Genomic DNA, 23,336 nt, shown 5'->3' with positions numbered 1-23,336 from the left:
CGACCAATGCCTGCCCTACTCCAGCAAGTCCGACAGCGACGAGGCTCCTTCAACCCCCAGTTTTTTACGCAGCCGGTATTTGGCCTTGCGGATAGACTCCTGTGAGATACCCAGCATGTGGCTCATACGGAGGGTGTCGATATGAAGCTTCGAGAGGGCTAGTAATCGCTCTTCGGCCGGGGTAAGGTCGGCAAACTGAACGCGGAGCTGCTTGAAGAAAGCGGGGTGAACGCGCTCGAACCGTTGGCGAAACCCGGTCCAGTGTTCATTGGTCAGCAGGGAGGTTGTGCTGAGTTGGTTGTTCAGTTCGTCCTGCTGAAGCTGTTCCAGAAACTGGTTCAGCTCCTGTACGGCCCGGTCGAGTTCATCGCTCACGTGTTGCTTCTCCCGTTCGAGGCGTTGTTCCCGTTCGGCGTTGGCGCGGGCCTCCTGCTGCCGACGGCGCAGGCTGGATCGATATAGCCAGCCCAGCAGCATGGCCAGACCAACGCCTGCGCCCAAGAGCAGCCATTGCGTCAGGCTGCGGCGCTCCAGACTGGCTACCTCCGCTTCGTATTGCTGCACCAATAGCCGCTGCTCGGCCAGGGCCGCTGCTTTCGACTGGTGCCGTTTGCCAACCCGTGCTTCGTACACCAGCAGGCTGTCGGTACAACGGGCCAATTCGGGCAGGTTGCCCATGTGCTGATGGTATTTTCGGGCCACCTTATAATACTGCTGCCAGAACAGTTCCCTCTGAATCGACTGGCTGTAGTCGAATCCAGTGTTGAATTGGGCGAATCGGCCTGCTTCACCGAGGTAAACCCGGCAGCTGTCTAACTGCCCCAGTTCGTAAAACGCATTCGCCATGTCGATGGCCGTGCTCATGGGGTAGCCCAGTTGGGAAGCCGTCGGCATCTCTAGCCGATAGTCAAGGCGCAGGGCGTTCAGTGCGGCCTGCCACCGCCCCTGCTTGGCGTACAAACTGCCCAGATTACCGGTGGTGATGCCCATCCAGACCGAATCGCGGTAGGCTACGGCCAGCTGATACGCCTTCTGGTAAAATTGCTCGGCCAGCCGGTTGGCTACAACCGAGTCTTGCCGTTGGCGCGTATAGGCCATCGCCAGCGTATTGAAGGTCTGGATGTGCAGGTTGGGGTTAAACGGCGGGTAGTTGGCCGCTTCGGTCAGCAGGGCAATAACCTTCGTGTCTTCGTAGAAGTGGTAATAATTGAAGGCCAGTTCGTAGAGATAGCGGTGGATTTCGGGTACATTGGCGTAGCCAATTTGCCGGAACCGCCCGTTGGCCGACAGCAGGTACTGGAAGGCTTTGCCGTAGTCCTGACCTAGGTAATAGTACTGCCCGGCGAAGTGTTCGGCCACCCCGGCTATCTGCTCATCGCTGTCGGCTTCCGCTTTCCGGGCAATCGTCAGAAATAGTTGGGCATTCTGGCCGGGGCTGCGGTTGGGGGTGTTTTTGGCGTAGCTATCGCGCAGGAGCCGAACGTAGCGTCGGAGTTGGGTATCGCGTTGTTGCAGCCCAAGTTTGTCTAGTTTGTCGAGCACCCGGAAAGCAGCGGGCTGGCTCTGCACCACCGCCCGACAGGTATCGAAGTAGAACAGCGTCATCCGAACACGCTCGGCAGGTGATGCCCACTCAAGCTGTTGCAGAAAGGGCTGAGCGTGAAGGCGCAGGGCGAGGCACAGACCACCAACAAGGAGGCCTATGGCTCGCCCCGCCTTCAACCAGGGGTATGAGTATTGGTTACTACATAGCTGCATAACCGGCTGACCGTACGGAGCGGTTTGGTAAACAGGTGCTGGTCAGCAAGTTGAAAGATACGCATAGCTGAAAAAAAATAAGTGCATACATTGGGTGAACGGATATAGGCACGAGTCACCCCTCACTCCTTCAGCACTTTCACCGTCTGCCTTTGCCGTTCGGTGGTGGCGCGCAGCAGGAGCATACCTGCTGGCTGCTGGCTCACATTCCACTCCACGGCCTGCTGCTCGGCGGCTTCCGGCCAGGTTTGTTCTATCACTGGCTTGCCTTGCAGATCCAGCAATTGCAGCGTTAACCGGTGCCCACCTGCCCCGCTTACGGTGGCCCGCAGTGTGTTGGTGATCAGCGGGTTTGGCGTTACCTGAATCTGTAAGGTGGCCGCCGCTGGTTCCGCCGCTGCCACGCGGCCGCCGCAGTTGCCAATCACCAGGGCAAAGGGACCCGACCAGCTGAAGCTGCCGTTGGCGGCGAAGGTCTTGGCGTAGTAGGTGGCATTGGTCTGTACACTCACCAGCGTGAGGCTGGCCGTGGTCGTGCCCCGCTGTACGCCGACTACGTCGAGGAGCTTGTTGGCCGCCGTCTGCCCGTTTTTATACCACTCGTAGCGCACCCCCGTCGGGAACACGTTCATCACCACCTGACTGCCCCGACACAGGGTCTGGCTGGCGGGGGGTAGGGGCGAGAGCACCGTCAGACTGAAGGGCGTGGCCGGGCTGGTGCAGCCAAAGCCATCGGTCTGCGTGACCAGGAAGTTGAAGACGCCCACCACCGAAATATCAGCATTGGGTGGGTTGAGCAGGCCGTTGGCTCCTGAGAAGCTGAGCGTACCCGTGGCCACCACAAAGGGGGGTAGAGGGATGGTAGCCGCCGGGGCGGCTACGGCCGTGCGGCTGGTGGGCGAGAGGGCCGGGGCAGCCGGGCGGGGCCTCACAGTGAGCACCATAGTGCTGCTGCTGGCCGATCCACAGGCTCCCGACACGACCACGTAGTAGCTGCCCGCGTCGGCGGGGGTGCTGGCCGGGAAGGTCAGGGTGTTGGTGGTTTGGCCGGGCAGGGGCGTAGTGGCTTTGAACCACTGGTAGGTCAGGTTGGCCCCGTTGGCCGTAACCGTCAGGCCGCTGGGCCTGTCGCCCTCGCAGACACTCACACTGGCGGGGAAGGCGTTGGTCACGGCTGTCACCACGACGGTACTGACTGAGATGCTGGCCGTGTTGGTACAGCCGTTGGCGCCCGTCACGGTGACTGAGTATGTACCTGTCGCGTTGACGGTGGCGGTGTTGCCGCTGCTGCCGCCTAGCTGGGTGGCCCCACTGCTGAAGCGGTAGGTAGCCCCGGTGCCCGCCACAAGTGTCAGCGCCGTGCCATTGCAGAAGGTGAGGCTACCCGTGGCAGCGGTCAGGCTGGCCGTGGGCGTAACGATGTTTTGGCTAATTGTTGTCGTGGCAAACGCTGAGCAGCCATTACTGCCGTACACAACCACCGTGTAGGTTTCGGGCACGGTGATCACACGCTGAGGACCATTCGTAGCTGGTAGTGTGGTGGTGCCATAAATGAAATACGTTAGTCCATCGCCGGTGGCCGAGGCGTTGAGGGTCAGGCTGGTTTGCGCACACGTCAACGTGCCGCTTGGGGTGGGTGTCAAGGTTACACCCGTTGGGGCGGTTGTGCTTTCAAAAATCGTTTTGGTGGCCATTGCCGTGCAGCCATTCGCCCCCGTTACGATAACTGAATAAGTACCCCCGGCCGAAATAATGCGCTCCGTACCTGTACCAGGCAGCGTACCAGACGGACCTTTGAACACATACGTCAGAATCGGCGATTGGGTGCTGGTGGGCGTGGCCGAGGCGGTGAGCGTCAGGCTGGGTATGGCGCAGTTGATGATATTTGGCCCAACAACACCCGCCAGGCTCGACGTGAGGGATACACTGGCTGGGGCGGTCTGGTCGCTGCTGATGGCAATGGTGGTTTCGCTACGGCACCCCGCCGCGTTGGCCACCGTCACCGAATACGTACCAGCGGTATTTACCACCGCTACGCCCGTTGTGTTGTTCTGGCTGAACCCGCCCGGCCCGGCAAAGGTGTAGCTGTTACCCCCCGATGCCGTGAGTGTCAGGCTGGGTACGTTGCAGGTCAGCGTGGTAGATGGGCTGGCCGAGACGGTGGCCGTCACCGATTCAATAGTGATAGCCACGCTGGTCGTTGCCGTGCAGCCGCTGGTCGCCGTTACGGTGAGCGAGTACGTACCGCTGTCTATAGGTTGTAAATTAACGAGCGGGGGGTTCGACACGGCGCTGCTAAAACCGTTTGGCCCTGACCACCTAAAACCAAGCCCCCCCGCCCCGATCAGCCGGAGGTTGGCACCCGCGCAGAGCGTGGTCGTGTTGGGGTTGGTCGTGATGCTCGGAATCGGAATCTGGGCATTGATCGAGACCGTCCCGCTGGCCGAGCAGCCACTGCTGTTCACCGCAATGACCGTAAAGGTGTACGTGCCCGACGGAATGCCCGTTAGTGTAGTGGTGTTCGACGTACCCACAGCCGTGATACCCCCCGGCCCAATAAAGGTATAACTTGATAACCCGCTCGTAGCGGTGAGGCTTACGCCCGTGCCACAGACAACCGTTCCCGCCAGCGTGACTGTTGGCGAAGGATTCACTATGGCCGACGTTATGGCCGTGCTGCGGCAACCACCGGGCGACGTACCTGCTACTGTGAAGCTATACGTGTTTGCCACCAGCCCAGTTACCTGGGTGCTGCTCGCGATACCGGTGCTGGTAAACCCGTTCGAACCGGTGTAGGTGTAGCTGCTGAACCCCGACGAGGCCGTGAGCGTGAGCGCGTCTCCGGCGCAGATGGCCGGGGCGCCAAGGGTCATGGCCAAGGGATCGCTGACGGTCACCGGGGCCGTCGCGGTGTTGCTACACCCGTTACTGTTGGTAGCTTTGACCGTGAAACTATACGGTCCCGCCGTAAGCCCCGCCACCTGCGTGGTGTTGGTGGTGCCGGTGCTGCTAAAGCCATTGGATCCGGTGTAGGTGTAGCTGGTCAGGCCGCTGGTGGCAGTGAGCGTGACGGAGGCTGGTGTACAAACGTTACCGGTGGTCAGCGTCACGGTTGGCAGCGGGTTTACCGTCAGGGTGGCTGCCCCGTCGGAGGTGGCCGAGGCGGGTTCGGTGGTTTCGGAGGCAATGACGCGGTAGCGGATGCCGTTCAGGCCCGTTGGGTTCAGTACCGTTAGTGTAGCCGAGGTCACGCCACTGTACACTGCCCCGTTGCTCACGTTTGTCCACGTGCTGCCGGTGGGCGACGATTGCCACTGGTAGTTCGTCGCGTTCGTGGCCGATACCGAGAACGTAGCCGTCTGGTCGGCGCAAATTACTTTACTGACAGGTTGCTGCACGATGGCCAGTTCCAGTACTGTGAAGGTGCAGGTACTGGGCAGGAAACCCGCCAGCGACGTTTGTGGGCAATTGTAGTTGGTGGTAGGGTCGTAGAAGAAACCCTCGCACGAGGTACCCAGGTTCGGCACCGTCCACTTGGCTTTCGTCATGATGGCGTTGCGGAGTGCTCTGGGGAAGCCCGTCGAGATATTGCCTGGTGCGGCGCAGTCGTACTTGGCCGCCGCCGGGTACTGGTAGTGGTTTACCTCAATGGCGGCGTTCATGCCGTTGCTCGTCAGCGAGGTCGGCACATCCGACACCGCCGGGTTGAATTCGGTACCCGTTGTCGCTGCCCACAGTCCGATGAACCGCACGCCCGTCAGTACGGTGGGGTTTGCCGCCCGCGCCGAGGTGGCCTGGTAGGCAAACAGTTCGTCGCCATTGGTAGCGGTGCCGGGGGCCGGGTCGGGCGATTCGGTCATGTTCAACCAATAGGGTCCCGTGCCGGCGGGTGAGGTGTTGAAGGGCGTAATTTTCTCTTCGCCCGTAACGGTCCCGATGCTGGCCGAAAGATTGTATTTGCAGGTAATACGAACTACCGTTCCCGCCGCGAGGCTCGTGGAGGTTGTCCAGCTAATGATACCGTCGTCGGCAGAGCCGGTACCACTGCCGTTGTTTTGCGGTCCCGCCAGCCACGATGGCTGAAAACCACCGGCCGTCTTCCAGCCGTAATCGGTAAAGTAGATCTTAGTGTTGGCTGTGACCTTCTTCAGCAGCATAAACTGAAACTGATCGTCCTGAATTGACCCCGGCGTAATAGGTACGGTCGTCGGCCCAACCGGGTTGGTTGGCCCTAGTCCCCGGTCGTCAGAGATGTTGAAGGCCACGAACACTACGTCGCCCGGCGCGAGGGTAGTTTGTGCCCAGGCCAGTTTAGGTAGCAGCAGGGCAAAAAGGCAGAGGGTGTATAGGTGTTTCATAAGCTTAAATGCACAAATACGTATTGAACCAGTTAGCGTAGGTGTCGAGTTGGCCCTGCGCCAGCAGGTGCTCTACAGGATCGTTTGTCGAGATCGGTTCGCCGAGGCTGAGGCCCGAATGACCGCTGCTGTTGGCAACCATGGCGGCCGGGTACATCGGGCCACTGGCGTAGTGGGTAGTGGCGTTCATCGTGATGGTGCCACGTGGGCTATCAAACGTGAGCGTGGCGAGTTGGTCGATAGTGCCGGGGCCGGTCAGGTAGCGGGGGAGGAACGAAGCGGCTTCGTAGGCCAGCAGCGAAAACAAATTAGGGTGCCGCCCCCGTCGTTTCAACGCTTCTATAAATCGGCTATTTGCTTCATTGTCAAGGGTTTGTGACCAGGCTACGTAGCCGCGTATACCCGGTGTCTGGTAGCGAACGTTGGCCAGCGTCTGTTCGTCCAGCAGCATCGGCCCGCCCCAGATGGGTATGGTCTGGTGCTGGGGCAGTTGGGCGTACAGGTTAAAAAATTGCTCGGCCATGTCGGCGGCGTAGAGGGCCACCACGCTCTTGCCCGTTCCTTGTTCAATGCCCTGTTGCAGCGCAGCCAGCGTAACGTCGGCGGTCTTCAGCGCTGTTACGGCCCATTGACCCACCTCGCTGCCCCCTGCTGCCACACCCTGTGTAAAGGCATAGCCCTGCAAATAGCCCGCCTCGTAGTACGACGCCGCCTGAATCACCGGCCCCGATGCGGCGGCGTCTCGCCCGGCCAGCCACGTACCGGCGCAGGTCTGCAATGAATGCACCCACACCTGTGCTGGTAAGGGTTCGCCCGCGAAAAACTCGCCGACCACATCCAGCACCAGCAGCAGGCGGTTGGCCGCGGCAAACGTCGGCGCAAGGGCATCGGCCACCCGGCGACTCACCATCCCGATCACTACGTCGGCGCCTTCCTGCAAGAGCAGCTTCTGCGATTTGCTCTGCACGGCCTGTGCATTGGTGCCAAAGTCGATGCCCTCCATTACCAGTTTCGCGTCGGTAATACCAACCTCGGCCAACCCCGCACGCAGTCCTTCCACCAGGTCGAACGGCAACGTGGCGTAGAGCGATGATTGGGGCAAAAGCAGGCCGATGGTCATGGAAGGAAGGGGGCATTGGTCATTACGCTTCGCTGTCATTCAATGGTCATTCATTGTCTTTGCTATGAATGACCACCGAATGACAGCGAAGCGTAATGACTAATGACTTTTTTTAGGTTCTACTTGGAAAGGCGCCCGACAACGCCATGCAGCAATTCAGGACGAGGTAGGGTTGCATGACCGAAAACGGTTGGCTACCGCCGGCAACGGCGGTTTGGGTATTGGTTGCGGTGACACCCATATTGGTATTGCCACTGGTGCCGTAGCTGCCACCGGGGGCGGGGTAGTTGCCCGTTGGGCTGTTGCTGTTGGCGGCGGTTTTGTTGGCTGGTGGTTTGAACGTGAGCTGATGCGTGTGTGGCGGTATCTGCTGCGCCGATAGCGCCTGTGTGGCAGACCCCGCCCGTTCGCCCTGGGTGTGTCCGTTGCCTACGCCCATGGCTGCCCGTCCGCGCAGGTCGGGCAGGGCGAAGTTGGTGGTGCCGTTGCCGCCATAGGTTGTGCCCAACAGCGCGAACAGGGCCTGATTCTGGTTGATGGGTAATAGCTGCCCGTTGCACTGCGCCCAGCCTTTGGGGGCGTAGTTGAACGAAAACCACATCATTTCGCCCATCAAAGGGGTTTCTCCAAATAGAGTCGCCATAAGTTATAAGTGGGGTTAACCGCGGGGTGGGAAAATACCCTGCGTGGCGATACAATAGTTAATAGTCAGGTACGGCTGCATCACGCTGATGGGTTGGCCCCCGCCCGTTGGCGACAGCGTCAGCGGATATTGCGCCATGAGCGCGTCGGTGGTCGTGGCGTAGCGGTTGGCCGCTGCTGCTGCCGGTACGGCCCCGGTAGGGTCGCCGGTCGAGGCGTTGGTGGTCGAGGCGGCTTGTGTGAGCGTAGGCCCGCCGCCGTGCGTGTGGGCAGGCATCTCTGACCCGAGCAGCGTGATGGTTTCCACTCCCCCCGTTTCACCAAGAGAGAAGTCGGGGAGGCCCGGCCCCTGCCCAAACCCGATGGGTACGCGCCCCTGTAAATCGGGCAGCCCAAACGTTGATCTGCCGTCGCCACCGTAGTACGTACCCAACAGCGAGAACAGCGCCGTATTTTGCGAAATGGGCAGCAGTTGCCCGGCGCAGGTGGCCCAGCCTCTGGGCGCGAAGTTGAAGCCAAACAGGCCTATTTCGCTGACAAAAGGTTCCATAAAAGTGCAGGGCTAGTTTGGGGTTGGGTAAATACCGAAGAGCGAGATGACGTAGTTCAAGACCAGGTAAGGCTGCGCAATTTGAATCGGCTGATTGCCGCCCGCACTTGACGTCTGCGCCAGTGTTGTTACGTTGGCCATCTGCGTATTAGCGTTGGCAAGGGGTTGATAGAACTGCCCCCCCCGCCCTGCACCCGCCGCGAAGAAGCCATTTTCGGGGTTGGTGGCGGTGCCAGCCCCCAACTGCGCCAGCGGTTGGTAGGTGTAGGGGTGGGTGTGGGCGGGTAAGTGCTGTACCGTAAGCGTCTGCTCAAACGAACCCGCTGCCTGGCCGATCGTATAGTTGGGTAAACCCGGACCTTGCCCCATATGGATAGGCACACGCCCCCGCAAATCGGGGACACCGAAGGTGCTTTGCCCATCGCCGCCGTAGGTGGTGCCGATGAGATTAAACAGGACTTCGTTTTCGGAAATAGACAGCAGTTGACCGTTGCAGATGGCCCAGCCGTTGATGGCGAAGTTGAGGCCCACGAGCCTGATTTCGCCTACGTAGGGAGTGGCTCCTGTGAACGTATTTTCCATGATTTAGGCAGATTGGTGGGTGGTGAAAGCGGACTGGTGCAGCACCTCGCCTGCGAGATTGAGGTGGGTGATGGTGTCGTTGGTGCAAGCCACCACGCCCAACGTACCCAGCAGTTGGTTACGGCGGCGGGGTGGCGCGTCGGGCATGTTTATGCGGGCCAGCACCTGGCAATGTACGGCCACCCCGCCCAACTGGAAGCTGTGCCCAAACGACCCGAACGGATCTGCCGAGGCGTTGGCAAAGAGCGCGTCGGTAGCCAGGTTGGCTTGCAGTGCCTGCCCTGCTGCGGTGGTACTGGCCGCCGCCGCCAGCCGGGCGAAGTCGTGCCGAATCAGGTTGGCCAGATCAGCAAGAGAGGTATAGCCAGGGCTGTAGCTATAGTAGCACTGAAGTTGCTCGAGCGCACCGAGTTGCGCCACGAGCTGCTGCAATTGAGCGGCCTGCGCTGAAGCAGTTGGGCTTGTTACGGACGTAGCTGCGCCCAATACCGCGCCCGGCACCAGGGGAAGCAAAAAAGCCGACAGCGTTTTGGTGATAAATACACGTCTCTGCATACCTGTTGGGGTTGATGGTAGATAAAAGGCACCCTGACAATCTGAGAAAACACCAGGTTTTGGCCTAATATTCGGACAGGGAAATGGCTTAACCAATACTATTTACTGAGGGGTAAGTATACTTGCTGAGGAGACTATGACAAAGTCTACTACTTCAATGAGGTTGAGTACTTTCCGAGTATTTTATGGACATATGTAATGTAATTTATAACTATAGGTTAGGGGTATAAAGAAAGCCCCCAATGGCTGTTGGGGGCTTTTTAACTACTAACTCCTTTATCGTTTCTTATTCACCCAGGCCGTCTTCAACCCATCGCCTGATCACGGCGATTTTGTCTTCCGACAGGCGGGTGCCATTCCGGGGCATCATGCCCGCCGCCCCCTGCGCCCGGCTCACGCGGTCCAGAATAGCGGCACCAATACCCTTAGCGTTGGCGTAGTTATTTACATGCTTCACCCGCGCTGCAAAGGCAGCACCACTGGTTTCGGAATGGCAAAAAGCGCAGTTGGCCACCAGAATGGGATTCACGTCTTTGGCATAGCTGGTTTGTGGCCGGAAGCCCGCATCCAGCGCCGTATTCACGTGCAGGGTGTCGGTCAGATTTTTCGATACGTCGATGGTGACGGTGCGGGTCCAGCCCAGCTTGTCGGCATCGCTGTTGGTAAGGCCACTGCCCGTACCCGTCAGCGTAGACACCATGCCCGCCGGAGCCACAAACCGCAGCTTATAGTTGCCAGCGATGAGTTTGTCATACAGATATGCCCCCGCCGAACTGGTAGTGGTACTGTCGAGCTTAAGGCTGCCAGCCCCATCGTAGAGCACTACTTTCACGCCCGCAATAGGTGCCTCGCCCGCGTCCTGCTGTCCGTTAGCGTTGGCGTCGTTCCATACTTTGTCGCCGATGGTGCCATATTGGGCGGGGGGTGCTACGTCGGTGGTGCTACAGCCGTTGAGCAGCAGCAGGGCTGTGGCTGCGCTGAGCAGGGTCAATGTTTTCATGGTCGTGACTGGTTAGAGAAGGTTTGGAAAACGACACGTTTTCCGGGATCAACGCCAGTACGGACAGCTACCCGCATAGGTTGCGTATAACTCACCAGTAAATTGCAGGCTACTCATCAGCCCATCCTATACCCAGCCTATCTATTGCTAGTTTGAGGCAGCAAATGTCTCCAGAAATGACCTCACCTGATTATGAAAATGCTCGAAACTACGCGACTGATTAGCTAACTCATCATAATCGGCAACCAGAGCAATTTTTTCAGCAATAAGCTCCATTGCCGCGCCGTCGCTTCTGCCTTTATAGAGCAGTTTCTTAAGTTCTTTTTGCGAGATTCTTTCTAAACTATTCGCTGAATATTGATCAGATCTTATTGCTCTGTACGCTTGATAAGCAATCCATTGCTCAATAGCTTGAACTGGAACAAAATGTAAAATAGCTGCTTTTCCATTAATTGTTTTACCAAATGAATTGATTAGTGTGCGGCATTGCTCTTCGTGCTTAGGTTGGTTTTTGTCATGATCGGCAGTATCCAAATCAACACCAGCGATGAGTAATTGATTTCCACTTGTTAAAGCTGATGTAAAAATACTGGATACTTCTTTTAGAACTCTGGTTTTGCCAGCATCGCCTCCTTTAAAGCCGAGTTTGCTTCTAACAAGTTGGATACCTTGCCGCTCTGCCATTATTCTCAGATAAATTGGAATGAAGGTGTATTCAGCATAGCCTTCTGCAACAAGTGTGTAGTCTAAACGAGTAGGTCGTTTCATAATTCATCTGAAGGCACGCCGCCAATCAATCCATACATCCAGGATTCGCCTAAATTCGAAGTAAAGTCAATTTTGTCTAATCCTAATTCTTCACTCTTTTTATGAGATGGTTCAATAATATCACGTTGAAGATTTTGCACGAAAGTAGCTCCTTCAAGATCTTTGTCGAACACAAAAACAGCTTCAGGCATCGATGCAAATGCGTTGACAACGTGCTCATTGTGCGTTGTTAGGATAACCTGAATGTCTTTTTCTTCAGCAAGTTGGAAAATAAACTTCATTACCTCCCAAATCCGGCGTGGGTGAATGCCCTTTTCAGGCTCTTCAAGTAAAAGTAGTTTAGGTGGGTTGGGTTGATTGATGATGCAGAGCAGGGCAAGAAAATACAGTGTGCCTTCTGAGAGTTCATCTGCCCAATAAGTTATATCTCTTTCAATATTAGCCAAGCCAATTCGTTTAAATGACCTATCACCAAACAACCTTCTAGTTTCTTCTGTAACATCAAATACATCTTCTATTTTAATTTCGTTAAACTCTGGAATGCAAATATTTATGTCTGATTCTATACGAACAAATACGTTTCTACGATATTTGCCTAACATTAAATCTAAAAACCCTACGATGTTTGAAGCATCTGCTTTAACTACTTCTTCACCATTGCCTACTATACCAGGATAAACAATTTTATTTGGATCTGGTCTGTAAATAGTAAAATTATCATACTGATCTCTTAAATAATCAACATCTGGATATCCATTATTGTCTCTGCTAATTTCTATCGCATCTTTCGTTATAAGTTGATATGACGGACTCTCATGTTTGTTTTGAAAAGATATTCGACGCCCAAAAAGAATGTGTTCTTCATGTCGACGGTATGTTAGCTCTAAAGAGACATAACTTGAAGAGCGCATAAAACTATCATTCAGTATCTGCTCTAGAGAGATTGAGGAATTTTGTAGGACATTTTTATTAAAAAACTCCAGCGCCTTTAAAAAATTCGTCTTGCCGGAGTTGTTGGGGCCGATGAGGAGATTGACTTTCTGGAGGTCGAGCGTAACGTCTTTGAGGCTCTTGAAATTCTGGATCGAAACGCGCTTAAGCATAATCAGCAGGTAGTCGGTTTTGGCGCAATACTACGGTTTTTTTAACCACCTGACTGACCGCGTGGCGGTCAAATGTTTGTAGCAGGGCGATACGCACAGTAATCACTACGCTCAATCCATATTAACCAAAAACGTTGCCGCGCGTTTTATAGCAGACAGTAAACACAATACACATGAACATACTGAAAATAGGCCTGATCGCGCTTAGTGGCCTTTCGTTGCTGGGCTGCTCGAAGAAAAAATCGGCCAACGACCATCCCGTTACGGTGCAGACCGCTATTGGGCCGCTGGAACTGCCCGCGCCCTACAGCACAAAGTCGGCGGTGGCATTTAGCAAGGTGGTGGGCTGGCCAGATGGGCAGGTGCCCACGGCCCCCGCGGGGTTTGTGGTGACCGAATACGCCCGCGACCTGGTCAACCCGCGCTGGGCCTACGTGGCCCCTAACGGTGACGTGCTGGTTGCCGAATCGAACACGGAGCAGAAAGGGGTGAAAAAAGCGGTGTCATCAATAACGGGGCAGGCAGGTTCGCAACGGTTCGATGCCAGCGCCAACCGCATCACACTCCTGCGTGACACCAACCACGACGGCAAACCCGACCTGCGCACGGTGCTGGTTGGTAAACTGAATCAGCCCTTTGGTATGCTCGTGTTGGGCAACTACTTCTACGTGGGCGACACCGATGCGCTGCTGCGATTCCCGTACAAAACCGGCGACACCAAACTGAGTGCCCCCGCCGACACGATCCTGAAACTACCCGCCGGTGGCTATAACAACCACTGGACCCGCAACCTGCTGGCCGGCCCCGACGGCAAGAAAATTTATATCTCGGTAGGGTCAGGGAGCAACGTGGCCGAACATGGTATTGAGCACGAAAAACGCCGGGCTAACATTCTGGAGATCAACCCCGACGGTACGGGCGAACGCGTCTACGCCAGTGGCCTGCGCAACCCCGTAGGCATGGCCTGGATGCCCGGTACACAAACCCTGTATACGGCTGTGAATGAGCGCGATGAACTCGGCGACGGCCTCGTGCCCGACTACCTGACGAGCGTGAAAGAAGGTGGTTTTTATGGCTGGCCTTATAGCTACTATGGCCAAAACGAAGACCCGCGCCGGGCCGGCGAAAGCCCATCGTCGGTGCAGAAGGCCATCATTCCCGACGTGCCGTTGGGCGCACACACGGCCTCATTGGGCCTGGCTTTTTATGACCCAAAGACGGGCGGCAAGGGTTTCCCGGAACGCTACCGCAGCGGCGCATTCGTTGGCCAGCACGGCTCGTGGAACCGGTCGCAACTGGCTGGTTATAAGGTAGTTTTTGTGCCGTTTGCTAACGGTAAGCCCGGCAAACCCGAAGATTTCCTAACGGGCTTCACTGCCAAAACCGGCGATAACGACGTCTACGGACGCCCCGTTGGCACCACCATGCTCCCCGATGGCTCACTCCTCGTCGCCGACGATTCCGGCAACCGCATCTGGCGCGTGGCGGGGAAATGAGTTTTCAGTTTAGAGTTGGCTTTAGCGTAGCCCCCGCCCTAAAGGCGGTCCGACGGGTCGGTGCCCGCTGGCGCACTGGTATTGCTAACGCGAAGCTAATCGTGCGCCAGCGGGTACCGACCCGTCGGACCGCCTTTAGGGCGGGGGCTACGCTAAAGCCAACTCTAAACTGAAAACGCTAAACTCCTTTAAACTGAAAACTCTAAACTGAAAACTTCCTAATAGCCCGGATTCTGAATCAGCTTGGCGTTGCGGTTGATTTCGTCGCGGCTGATGGGCAGGTAATACATCTTGTCGAGCCAGGCGCGGTTTTCCTTGCCGGGGTCAATCTCCACCACCCGATACGTGTAGTCGTAGCTGGTGGGGTCATAGCGGTAAAGTGACACCGACTTGCCGGGCTTGAGTGTGCCCGTGATGCTGATGGTGTTGGCTTTGCGGCCCAGCGTGGTGGGAGCAATCATCCAGCGGCGGGCATCATGGTAACGCTGCTCTTCAAACACCATCTCCACGCGCCGTTCGTTGCGATAGCGTTCGCGCAGGGCGGCACCGGTTTCAGTGATGGCAGGCATACCAGCCCGGAAACGGATCTTGTTGAGCCACGCTTTGGCTTCGGCATCCTGACCCAGTTCAATGCAGGCTTCGGCGTAGTTAAACACGGCTTCGGTATACCGGAAAAACGGCCAAGGGATCTGCTGGTACGTGTTTTGGTCGACAATGGCTGGGTTTGGGTCAACAAACTTGCGCATGTAGTAGCCCGTGTAGCTGCCGTTCCAGTCTTCTACGGTGCTCTTGCGGGTGTCCAGACCGGCTACGGATACCTTGCCGTTGGCACCCGTCACCTCATACTGTCCCGTCTGGATCTGGTTGACCGGATCTTTGGCGGCTACGTCGGCGGTGCGGGGTTTCCAGGGGGCACCATCATAGAGGATAGAACCGTACAGACGAGGGTCGCGGTTGGCGTAGGGCGTGGTGGCTTTGGCCGGTTCGCTCCAGCTAAACTTGCTGCCGTCCATCATCTCGTAATCATCGACCAGCAACGAAATGGGTGTATTGCCCGCCCAGTTGTGATACCCGTTGGGGCCGTTGAACAGGCCCTGCTGACCACCTGCTTCCTGCTTACTGTTGATGAACGACCGCGTGAAGATCAGGTCTTTTTCGCCGCCATTCCGCGCCAGGGCAATGTTCATGTAATTCTCTGTGCCCACCGTTGGTGTTACTGGCGCTGCCAGGTTCAGTTGCGAACCGTAGTTGGTGAGGTCGAGCACGGCTTTGGCCGCCTCTTTGGCCTTCTGCCAGCGGTCGGTCCGGCTGCCGCTCACGTAGCCCAGCAGTTCGGGGTTGGCAAAGGCAGCGTGGGCGGCCGATTTGGCTTTGGCCGTGGGGGCATCGTATAAATCGCTGGCGGCGTAGATCAGCACCCGCGACTTCAGCGCCAATGCGGCGGCGTCGGTGGCCCGGCCTTTGGCCATGGTCAACCCCTTGAGGGCCGCTGCCGCGTCGTCGCAGTCTTTCACGATGAAGGCAATGCATTGCTCCATGGTGTTGCGCGGTAGGGTGTAGTCGGCCTCACCCAGGTTATACGACTTGTCGATGATGGGCACACCACCATAGTACCGCACCAGCTGCTGGTAATAATAGGCCCGCAAAAACTTAATCTCGCCCGTGAGCCGGGTCACGGCGGCGGGGTTGTTGAAACCCGGTTTGGCCAGGTTATCCAGGGCCAGGTTACAGGCCCGGATGCGCAGGTACATATTATTCCAGTTGATCGTCTCGTTGACCCAACCCGCATCGGCGGGGTTCGAGCGTGACTCTGTAATGGTGGTGATACCCCGGCCAGGGTGGGTAAAGATAGTTTCGTCGGTGAGCGAAGCCAGTTGCTGCTCGTTGAAACCGCCCTGCCCCAGGCCGGCGTAGATACCCGTGACGAACGCTTCGGCCAGCGAGGCATCGGTCCAGACGGCTGTACCCGCCACCTGATCCAGCGGCTGGGTATTCACAAATTCGTCGTTGCAACTCATCACCAGCGCCGAAGACAGCAGAAGGGTGAGGCTTACGGTTTTAAAATGTCGTGTCATGTTGAGTAACAGGTTAGAAGCGAAGTGATAGGCCACCGTTTATGATACGCGACTGCGGGTAGTACTGCCCGGTGGCGTTGTCGGCTTCGGGGTCATACGAGCCTAGTTTGTTCACCAGGGTGAGGGCGTTGAGGGCGTTGACGTACAGGCGCAGGCTACCGACGCCCACTCTCCGGCCAATGGCCTCGGGGACGGTATAGCCCAGCTCGAAGTTTTTCAGCCGGATATAGTCGGCCGAACGGAGCCAGTAGGTGTTGCCGCCTGAGAAATACTGGTCGCTACGGTTGGCAATGCGGGGGTGTACGCTGCTGGGATTGGTCACGGTCCAGCGGTCGGTATAGATCTCCTGCAAATAGTTGCCAATATTACCCGACTCGCCCAGGCTGATATACTGCTGCGCCCCGGCCGACCCCTGGAACAGGATCGTCAGGTCGAAGTTTTTGTAGGTAGCCCGTGCGTTCAGACCACCCTGAAACAGGGGCAGGTTGGTGCGGTTGCCACGTACCTGGTCGTCGGGTGTGATCTTGCCATCGCCGTTGATGTCCTTGTACTTCATGTCGCCGGGGCGGAGCGTCTTCACGATGGCCGAATAATCGAGCGTTTTGGCGTCGATGTCGGCTTGGGTAGCAAACACACCATCATACTGGTAAGCCTGGTAGGCATTGATGGGGCGGCCCGTAGTGCGCTGCCATTCGGGTGCGCCGGGGGCTTCGTCCCAGAAGATGATTTTGTTCTGCGCGTAACCACCGTTGATACCCACCGTGAACTTCAGGCCACCGGCTTGTCCGTTATAGTTGATCTGCCCGTCGAAACCGCTGTTGCGCACTTTGCCGATGTTTTCGGGCGGCAAAATCAGGCCGGTAGTGCGGGGTACCGAGGCGTTGCGGGGATACAGAATCGAGGTCCGGAGGTTGTTGAAATAGTCGAACTCGAAGCTGATCTTGCCGTTGAACAACTGTCCTTCCAGCCCGATGTCGGCGTTGTTGGCCACCTCCCAGGTAATGTTGGTGTTGGGAATCCGGCTTTCCGAGAGCGTCTTTTGCTGGGCATCGTTGATGATGTACGTGTTGAAGCCGTAGGTAGCCAGATACTGATAGGTGGCCAGTACGTCGGTGCCGGGGAAATAAATCTGGTCATTACCCAACTGCCCATACGACGCCCGGAGCTTCAGGAAACTAACCACTGGCGCGGCCCCTTTCCAGAAGTTTTCTTCCGAAATAACCCAGCCCGCCATGATGCCGGGGAAAAAGCCATAGCGCGTGGCGGCCGGGAACATGTCGGAGCCGTCGTAGCGGCCCAGCAATTCCACCAGATACTTGTCTTTGTAGTTGTAGGCCAGCCGCCCGAAGTAGTTCAGACGCGCCCGCTCAAAAGCTCCACCGCCGTTTTCTTTGCTCAGATCACCCCCCGCAAAAAGCTGGTCGATAGTCGGCGAAAGGAAGTAGCGTCGGAAGGCGTTGAAGTTATCGCCCGAAATGGTTTCGCGGTTCACCCCCGCCAGTACCGTGAGGCCGTGATCGCCAATCTTACGTTCGTAGGTGGCAATACCGCCCAGCAAAATATTGAGTTGGGTGATGTTGCCCAGCGTCAGGCGGGGTTCGGCCGGACCGCGTACGCTGGCCACCAGGTTGGGGTTGCCGTTGGCATCTACGCCCGTACCGCGCTCGTAGAGAGTCCAGGGTGTTTCCCAGCGTTTGTTATTCCGGTTCAGTTTGTCGATAGCTGCCGTAGCCGAAATCTTTAGCCCCTCAACGCCGGGTACTTTAAAGTCCAGCTGCCCGTTGGTCTGGATGTAGTCGCGCTTGTCGCGGTCGTAGCCCGTGGCGTTGGTGGTGATCACCACCGGGTTTTCGCCGTTTTCAATATCGGGGCCGGGCCGTCCGTCGGGCCAGAAGGCGGGCTGGTTGGGCTTGCCGCGCATCTGCATCCTGAAAATGGCCCCGGCAGGCCGCGTGGGGTAGTAGCGGTACTCTTCGCGCCCCAGTATGCCCATCGACACGTGCAGGTACTTGTTGATGTTGCCGTCGAGGTTGATGCGCAGGTCGTATTGTTTGTAGCCCGTTGCCGAGTTCTTGTAATAGGCGTCCTGGTTCTGGTACCCCAATGAGGCGATATACTTGAAATCGTCGGTGCCGCCCTGTAGCTGCAAATTATGGCGCGACTGTGGCGACCAGGTTTTCAGCGTCGACTTATACCAGTCGGTGTTGGGGTGGCCCCAGGGGTCTGAGCCGTCGGCGTACTTGGCCAAATCGGTCGGCGAGTAAGGGGCCGTGCGCACACTACCATCGGGCCGGGTATACTTGCCCGACTCCTGGTAGGCTTTGGTTGCAGCGGCCCACTCAGCCGTTGGCAACTCGTAAATATTCAGGTCATTGAGCATGGTGGCATACTGTGCCGCGTCGGCCAGCTTGGGCACCACCGTAGGTTGCGCAAAGCCCTGATTGAACGAGTACGACAGCTGCGGTTTGCCCGATTTGCCCCGTTTGGTGGTAATCAGGATAACCCCGTTGGCCGCCCGCGACCCGTAGATAGCCGCCGAAGCATCTTTCAACACCGAAATCGTTTCAATGTCGGCAGGGTTGATCCGGTCCAGGCCACCTGCCCGGTCGGGGATACCATCTACCACAATCAGGGCGTTGTTATTGCCCAGCGTGTTGGTGCCCCGAATCCGGATGGCCGAGCCGTCGTAGCCGGGTTCGCCGCTGCGGTTCACGGCCGTCACGCCCGGTAGCCGCCCCGCCAGCGAGTTCGACAGGTTGGTGGTGGGCGACTTGACCAGTTCGTCGCCTTTCACGGCTACTACAGAGCCAGTTACGGTTTCTTTGCGTTGCGTACCATACCCCACTACGACCACTTCGTTCAGGGCTTTTTCATCTTCCAGCAGGGTTACGCTGACGGTGCTTTGGCCTTTCAGGGTGATCTCCTGCGAGACGTAACCGATAAACGAAAAGACCAGTGTGGCGTTGGCATCCGATACGTTGACCGAGAAATCGCCTTTAGCATCGGTAACGGCACCGGTCGAGGTGCCTTTTACCACGATGCTCACCCCCGGCAGACCTTCGCCGGTTTGGCTCACCACACGCCCTTTGATGGGCACAAAAGCGGCTGCATTTTTAATTTGAGGCAGGCCACGGCCAGCTGGCAGGTTAGCAGACCGGGCCAGCGTTTGGGCTTGACCGGGTGGCTGACTAACCAGGAGCAAAGTCAGTACCATGCCGAATGACTTCAGCGTTAAGTTGACGTTTTCCATGAATGTAAGCGTTAAGTGAGGGAAATTGGTTTGAGTAAAAATCTTGGTAATATTCAGCAACTACCTAAAAACCATTTAAGTATATAGTTTAAAAAGAGATTAATAAAAAGGACCTACTCTTGCCATAATTCAAACCAAAGGAGTTTTTGTGCCAAAATCGTGATCAGCCTGTTTGTCTGCCCGCTTCTATACCCCACATACGGTAGAAAGTGGCCATGCCATTAGCTTGATTACCAGCTTTTTCTATAACCAGCTTGGCAGTAGCGCCGACAGCCCACGTACCTCCATATACGATGTGCTTAATCCGATAATTGGTAAGGGTCTATTTGACGTATATAGGTGTTATAATGCATGCTTTTTTAATAAGACGCTACTGAACCACAATACGATGGAAACTAATCTGATATGGGTTAAGCCCCCGTCTATAAGCTATAATTTCACCGTTTTGTGTGGCTAATACGCTTCGTACTCAAATCGGTTGAAGCCACTGCTTTCCGAAACAGGGTAACCCCGACCGTCATAAACAAACGGACTGGCAATTGACGCTGGCAATGGTGCGCCCTGTATGTTTTGCCCATTACTATATATGTAGGTGCTACTTGAGGTAAGCATGTTATTACGGCTATACCGGCGCACGGGCGTAATGTCGGGATTGTAGATGCCTTGGAGTGGATTTGGGTTCGCGTCGTAGAGGTAGTCTGTGGTCAATTCGTACTCATTATTTTTAGTCTTCACACGCACCAGATTACCGCCTGCGTAGGTATACTCGCTTGTTTCGGTTGGGTAGCCCTGTTCACTTAAATACAGCTGCGAAAAATCATACTTGTCAGTGAGTTGCCTTGAATAGCTCGTAACAAGGCCATTGGCTAAAGTATAACTCCCCTTCTTAAACAATACGCGCTGCCCACCCTTCTCCAAAAAATACGATTCGCTGGTGATGAGCGCAGGCGTGTTAGTAAACACCGTCAGTTCGCCGGTGCGACCTTTGCTGGTGGGCCTAGCGTAGCGAAAATCATAGCTGGCCAGTTGGCCGTTTGCCTCATACGTATACAGCGCCACAGGTTTGCCCGTTGGGTCGGCACCGCTAAGATATTCGGGGTTATTGGCGAAGGTGCACTGCTGTATTTGCTTGCCAACGCTATAGTCGAAAGTGGAGGTGATGCCAATAAAAACACCGCTGTTTTTATAAAAAAGTGTTTTCAGCCGGACCTTTTCGGCCTCCTGCCCGACGTACGTATAGTTGCAGCTTTGCAGCAGAAAAAGCCCTGCCAGGCAGAGCAGGCGAAGTGGCGAAATCATGGGCGTACGGATCAACGGGGTTCGTATTGAAAGGTCAATGTGCACCCTTTGTTGGCGTCTTTCTTGGTTAGTGGTAGCCCCTGCTCGTTGTAGGTGTAAACGGTTTTAAACTCATTAGTGTACACCGTGCCACCAAAGGCTGAAACCGATATTACGTTGATCACATTATTTCGGCTGCACCGGAGTATAGGGTCCAGCACCGTCTTCTGCCCGAAGTAAGGGTTTGGCTTATTGTCGTATGTGTAGGTGTACTCGTACGTCTGGTTGTTACCCGTGTAAAGGGCCTTGGTGATATTGCCATTGGTGTAGGTGTAAATGCAACGGTCAGTCCTTACACTAGTTTGATTTGGCCCGTTGGCATAGGTATAAGCTACCTCCGTGATCAGTCCGTCGACCAACGTATATACCGTATTCGCCCGGTTGCTGGCACCCAATAACCGTGACCCATCGGCCCGCAGCTCATCATTTTGAACCCGGATTGACGTGGGCGTAATGGTGTACGATATAATCTCGCCCACGGCTCCTTCATTGGTTGGTGCTGTGTACTGCGTTGTACGTGACACCAACTGACCACCGGCGTCGTAGTTATATTGGCTGATTCCGTCTTTTTGGAACAGCGTTTCGCGGGCAGCCTTGTCTTTTAGCAGTCGACCAGTTGGGTCATAGTCAAATACGATATCCTGATAGTACGGACCAAGGCCAGAACAGTCGCCGGAACTGACCACCTGCTTAATGCGAGCCAACGCATCTGCGGGTTTAGCGGTGAGGGGTGCAACCGGATTGAGCGATACAAAATCAGGTTTACAGCCAAAGAGCAGTGTAATAAATACCCAAATCAATTGCCTATTTATACGCAGTCGAGCTATCATGGTAGTACTTAGTTTTTCATAAGACACTGATTCATTGCCTAAGGTTATAAAAAAAGTCAGCAGTAGCAATCTTATTTATCAAACTGCTTGTACAGTAACCGTTTGGAGGGCGGACTATAGGATAAAAAAATCCCCAGCAGACTGCATGTGAAGCGCCTGCTGGGGATTTTGCGTAGGCTAAACTTACTACGTTGTCAACGTGGGCATTCGTATCGGCTGTTAGAGAATGCCCAGCACGGAAGCGCTACCCAGCAATAGCGTAAACGCAAGGCTATATAGCACCGCAAGGCCTACAAACTTGGCTATCGTAAGCCCCCACGACTGCCGATATACCGTGCGCAACGAAAGCAGAAAATACAAGGCCGGACCAGCCGCAAACAACAGCAGCAGTACACCCCCCTTCGGGATGTAGACAAACAGCGGCGTGTATTCGAGAAGCAGCACCAGTATAATCGTCAATAGAAAGAACACCGTGTGCAGGTTAACCGAAAAAATCAGGTGGTCAACGTAGTAATACGCCTTATTGCGGCGGTAAAACAGGTACAGAAACAGGGCCACCAGCGGCATCAGCAGAAAAAAGCTGTACGATATGTATTTGATTACTTTGCTGGATTGCGCTTCCTCAATTTCTTCCTCCGACTTGCCGAAGTCCTGCACGTAGCGATTCAGGGCCTTGTTCACATAAAGCGCTTTAACAAAGCCAATCTTGGCTTTTTGTTGTGGCGTAGCCCCAACGCGCGTCATTAGTAATGCCATGCGTTCATCGGACGTCATCTCGCGCATTTGGTCGACATCGGCACGGGCGGCTGCTTCGGTGGTGTAGTTGAGGTCGGTAATGGTGCCATCGCCCTTGGCAAAACTGAACTTGATAGGATTACTAGCCGACCGGACGGTCAGGCTATCAATGAGCCGGGAAAATTGGCTGCTCGTCGTCGAGTCTTCACTGACCCTATGAAACGAGACCACCGACGCATCGGTCACTTTCTTGACGGCATCATTGACGCGGCTGTAGAGCGTCCGTTGCTGAGGTGAGAGGGCTTTGAGTCGTGAAAACAGGGCTGCGCCGAGGGTATCGTCGGGCGCACAGCGCAGGGATATGGCCAACATCGTGTCGATACCTGCCTGCTTTTTGGTTGATTTATCAATCAAAAATTCCTTTGTATTGGCTGGTTCGAGAAGGGGTAGCCACGGCAGTTGCGGGGGCAGGGCCGCGAGGGCTATCCGCAGGCAGTTGCGCAGGGGGGCATAGGCAATGGGGTTGTTGAGCCGTATTACCGAATCGAGTTGGGCATTCGTGAAATGACGCCACCGACGCAACGTGCCGACTCCCGTGCTGTCGGCTATCGGAAACTGGAGCATGATGTCGCTTACTGCCCTGGTATCGGGCGTGGGTACGTCGCTCATCGTGAAAAGGGCTTTCAGGCTACTTTCACGATAGCGCTGGTCAGGGCCGAACGTAGCCGCCAGACGGTATTTGCGCAGGGTGCTACGTTTCAGTGCACCGTTGCTGATGATCCCAATCAGCAAAAACAGAAAAAAGCTGACGAAGATATACAGCCGGATAGGCGGCACGTGGCGCATCCGTCGGCCTTCGATAAAATCGAGCGGGACGCGACCGGGGCGAGTGAAAATATCGCGCAGCGTTACCCATAGCTTGCCGTCGAAGTGGGTAAAACCTTCCACTACTTCGTAAACGACATGGCCGAATGGCAACCGAAGATCATGGTTTTCCTGCCCGCACTTAGGGCAGAAATTGTCGGTAGGGGTGAGTTTGTGCTGGCAGTTTGGGCAAACAGGTAACGTACGGTGGGTCTTATGCGCCATTTTCACAAAGGAAGCGTTTTCCAAAGATAACACCCCGCCGAAACGGTTGCCGTGTCTGCTTGTACGATTTTGGGAGAAACACGTTTG

Annotated in this window: 16 protein-coding genes; 1 reads left to right on the top strand and 15 read right to left on the bottom strand. The window is 55.9% G+C overall.

The window, feature by feature from the left end:
• Positions 1-15 precede the first annotated feature (15 nt).
• From J2I48_RS23750 to J2I48_RS23705, 10 genes are all read right to left on the bottom strand, one after another.
• Complete coding sequence (locus tag J2I48_RS23750; RefSeq protein ID WP_207338007.1) at positions 16-1,758, bottom strand: helix-turn-helix transcriptional regulator; 1,743 nt, start codon at positions 1,756-1,758, stop codon at positions 16-18.
• Positions 1,759-1,880: 122 nt separating this feature from the next.
• Positions 1,881-6,116 (bottom strand): T9SS type A sorting domain-containing protein, encoded by a 4,236-nt coding sequence (locus J2I48_RS23745; RefSeq protein ID WP_207338006.1) that lies wholly within the window; start codon positions 6,114-6,116, stop codon positions 1,881-1,883.
• Positions 6,117-6,120: 4 nt separating this feature from the next.
• The gene (locus J2I48_RS23740) at positions 6,121-7,236 is read right to left on the bottom strand and encodes an ABC transporter substrate-binding protein (protein WP_207338005.1); all 1,116 of its coding nucleotides are present in this window, start codon (positions 7,234-7,236) and stop codon (positions 6,121-6,123) included.
• Positions 7,237-7,348: 112 nt separating this feature from the next.
• On the bottom strand, positions 7,349-7,879 hold the full coding sequence (locus J2I48_RS23735; protein WP_229376727.1) for a phage tail protein: 531 nt from the start codon (positions 7,877-7,879) through the stop codon (positions 7,349-7,351).
• A gap of 15 nt (positions 7,880-7,894) precedes the next feature.
• Positions 7,895-8,428, bottom strand: a complete 534-nt coding sequence (locus tag J2I48_RS23730) for a phage tail protein (RefSeq protein ID WP_207338004.1) — start codon at positions 8,426-8,428, stop codon at positions 7,895-7,897.
• A gap of 12 nt (positions 8,429-8,440) precedes the next feature.
• On the bottom strand, positions 8,441-9,010 hold the full coding sequence (locus tag J2I48_RS23725) for a phage tail protein (RefSeq protein WP_207338003.1): 570 nt from the start codon (positions 9,008-9,010) through the stop codon (positions 8,441-8,443).
• A 3-nt stretch (positions 9,011-9,013) separates the two neighbouring features.
• Complete coding sequence (locus tag J2I48_RS23720) at positions 9,014-9,565, bottom strand: hypothetical protein (protein ID WP_207338002.1); 552 nt, start codon at positions 9,563-9,565, stop codon at positions 9,014-9,016.
• 286 nt (positions 9,566-9,851) lie between these two features.
• Positions 9,852-10,565, bottom strand: coding sequence for an SdrD B-like domain-containing protein (locus tag J2I48_RS23715; RefSeq protein ID WP_207338001.1), 714 nt, complete (start codon positions 10,563-10,565; stop codon positions 9,852-9,854).
• Between the two features lie 147 nt (positions 10,566-10,712).
• Positions 10,713-11,333, bottom strand: coding sequence for a hypothetical protein (locus J2I48_RS23710; RefSeq protein ID WP_207338000.1), 621 nt, complete (start codon positions 11,331-11,333; stop codon positions 10,713-10,715).
• Positions 11,330-12,436 (bottom strand): AAA family ATPase, encoded by a 1,107-nt coding sequence (locus J2I48_RS23705; RefSeq protein ID WP_207337999.1) that lies wholly within the window; start codon positions 12,434-12,436, stop codon positions 11,330-11,332. Before J2I48_RS23705 ends, J2I48_RS23710 begins: the two co-directional genes overlap by 4 nt.
• A 173-nt stretch (positions 12,437-12,609) precedes the next feature.
• Between J2I48_RS23705 and J2I48_RS23700 the strand changes: the two genes are divergently transcribed.
• Positions 12,610-13,932 (top strand): PQQ-dependent sugar dehydrogenase, encoded by a 1,323-nt coding sequence (locus tag J2I48_RS23700; protein WP_207337998.1) that lies wholly within the window; start codon positions 12,610-12,612, stop codon positions 13,930-13,932.
• Between the two features lie 218 nt (positions 13,933-14,150).
• On the opposite strand, the gene J2I48_RS23695 is transcribed toward J2I48_RS23700, so the two are convergent.
• The 5 genes from J2I48_RS23695 to J2I48_RS23675 form a co-directional block, all read right to left on the bottom strand.
• Positions 14,151-16,007, bottom strand: a complete 1,857-nt coding sequence (locus tag J2I48_RS23695; RefSeq protein ID WP_207337997.1) for a RagB/SusD family nutrient uptake outer membrane protein — start codon at positions 16,005-16,007, stop codon at positions 14,151-14,153.
• A gap of 13 nt (positions 16,008-16,020) precedes the next feature.
• Positions 16,021-19,257 (bottom strand): SusC/RagA family TonB-linked outer membrane protein, encoded by a 3,237-nt coding sequence (locus tag J2I48_RS23690; RefSeq protein ID WP_229376725.1) that lies wholly within the window; start codon positions 19,255-19,257, stop codon positions 16,021-16,023.
• A gap of 453 nt (positions 19,258-19,710) precedes the next feature.
• Entirely contained in the window at positions 19,711-20,556 is an 846-nt protein-coding gene (locus tag J2I48_RS23685) for a hypothetical protein (RefSeq protein WP_207337996.1), read from the bottom strand.
• 11 nt (positions 20,557-20,567) lie between these two features.
• Complete coding sequence (locus J2I48_RS23680) at positions 20,568-21,425, bottom strand: hypothetical protein (protein ID WP_207337995.1); 858 nt, start codon at positions 21,423-21,425, stop codon at positions 20,568-20,570.
• 219 nt (positions 21,426-21,644) lie between these two features.
• Positions 21,645-23,249, bottom strand: a complete 1,605-nt coding sequence (locus tag J2I48_RS23675; protein WP_207337994.1) for a DUF3667 domain-containing protein — start codon at positions 23,247-23,249, stop codon at positions 21,645-21,647.
• Positions 23,250-23,336 lie beyond the last annotated feature (87 nt).

It is taken from the genome of Fibrella aquatilis (assembly GCF_017353255.1).
Lineage (GTDB): Bacteria > Bacteroidota > Bacteroidia > Cytophagales > Spirosomataceae > Fibrella > Fibrella aquatilis.
This window is presented reverse-complemented; position numbering and strand designations above follow the sequence as displayed.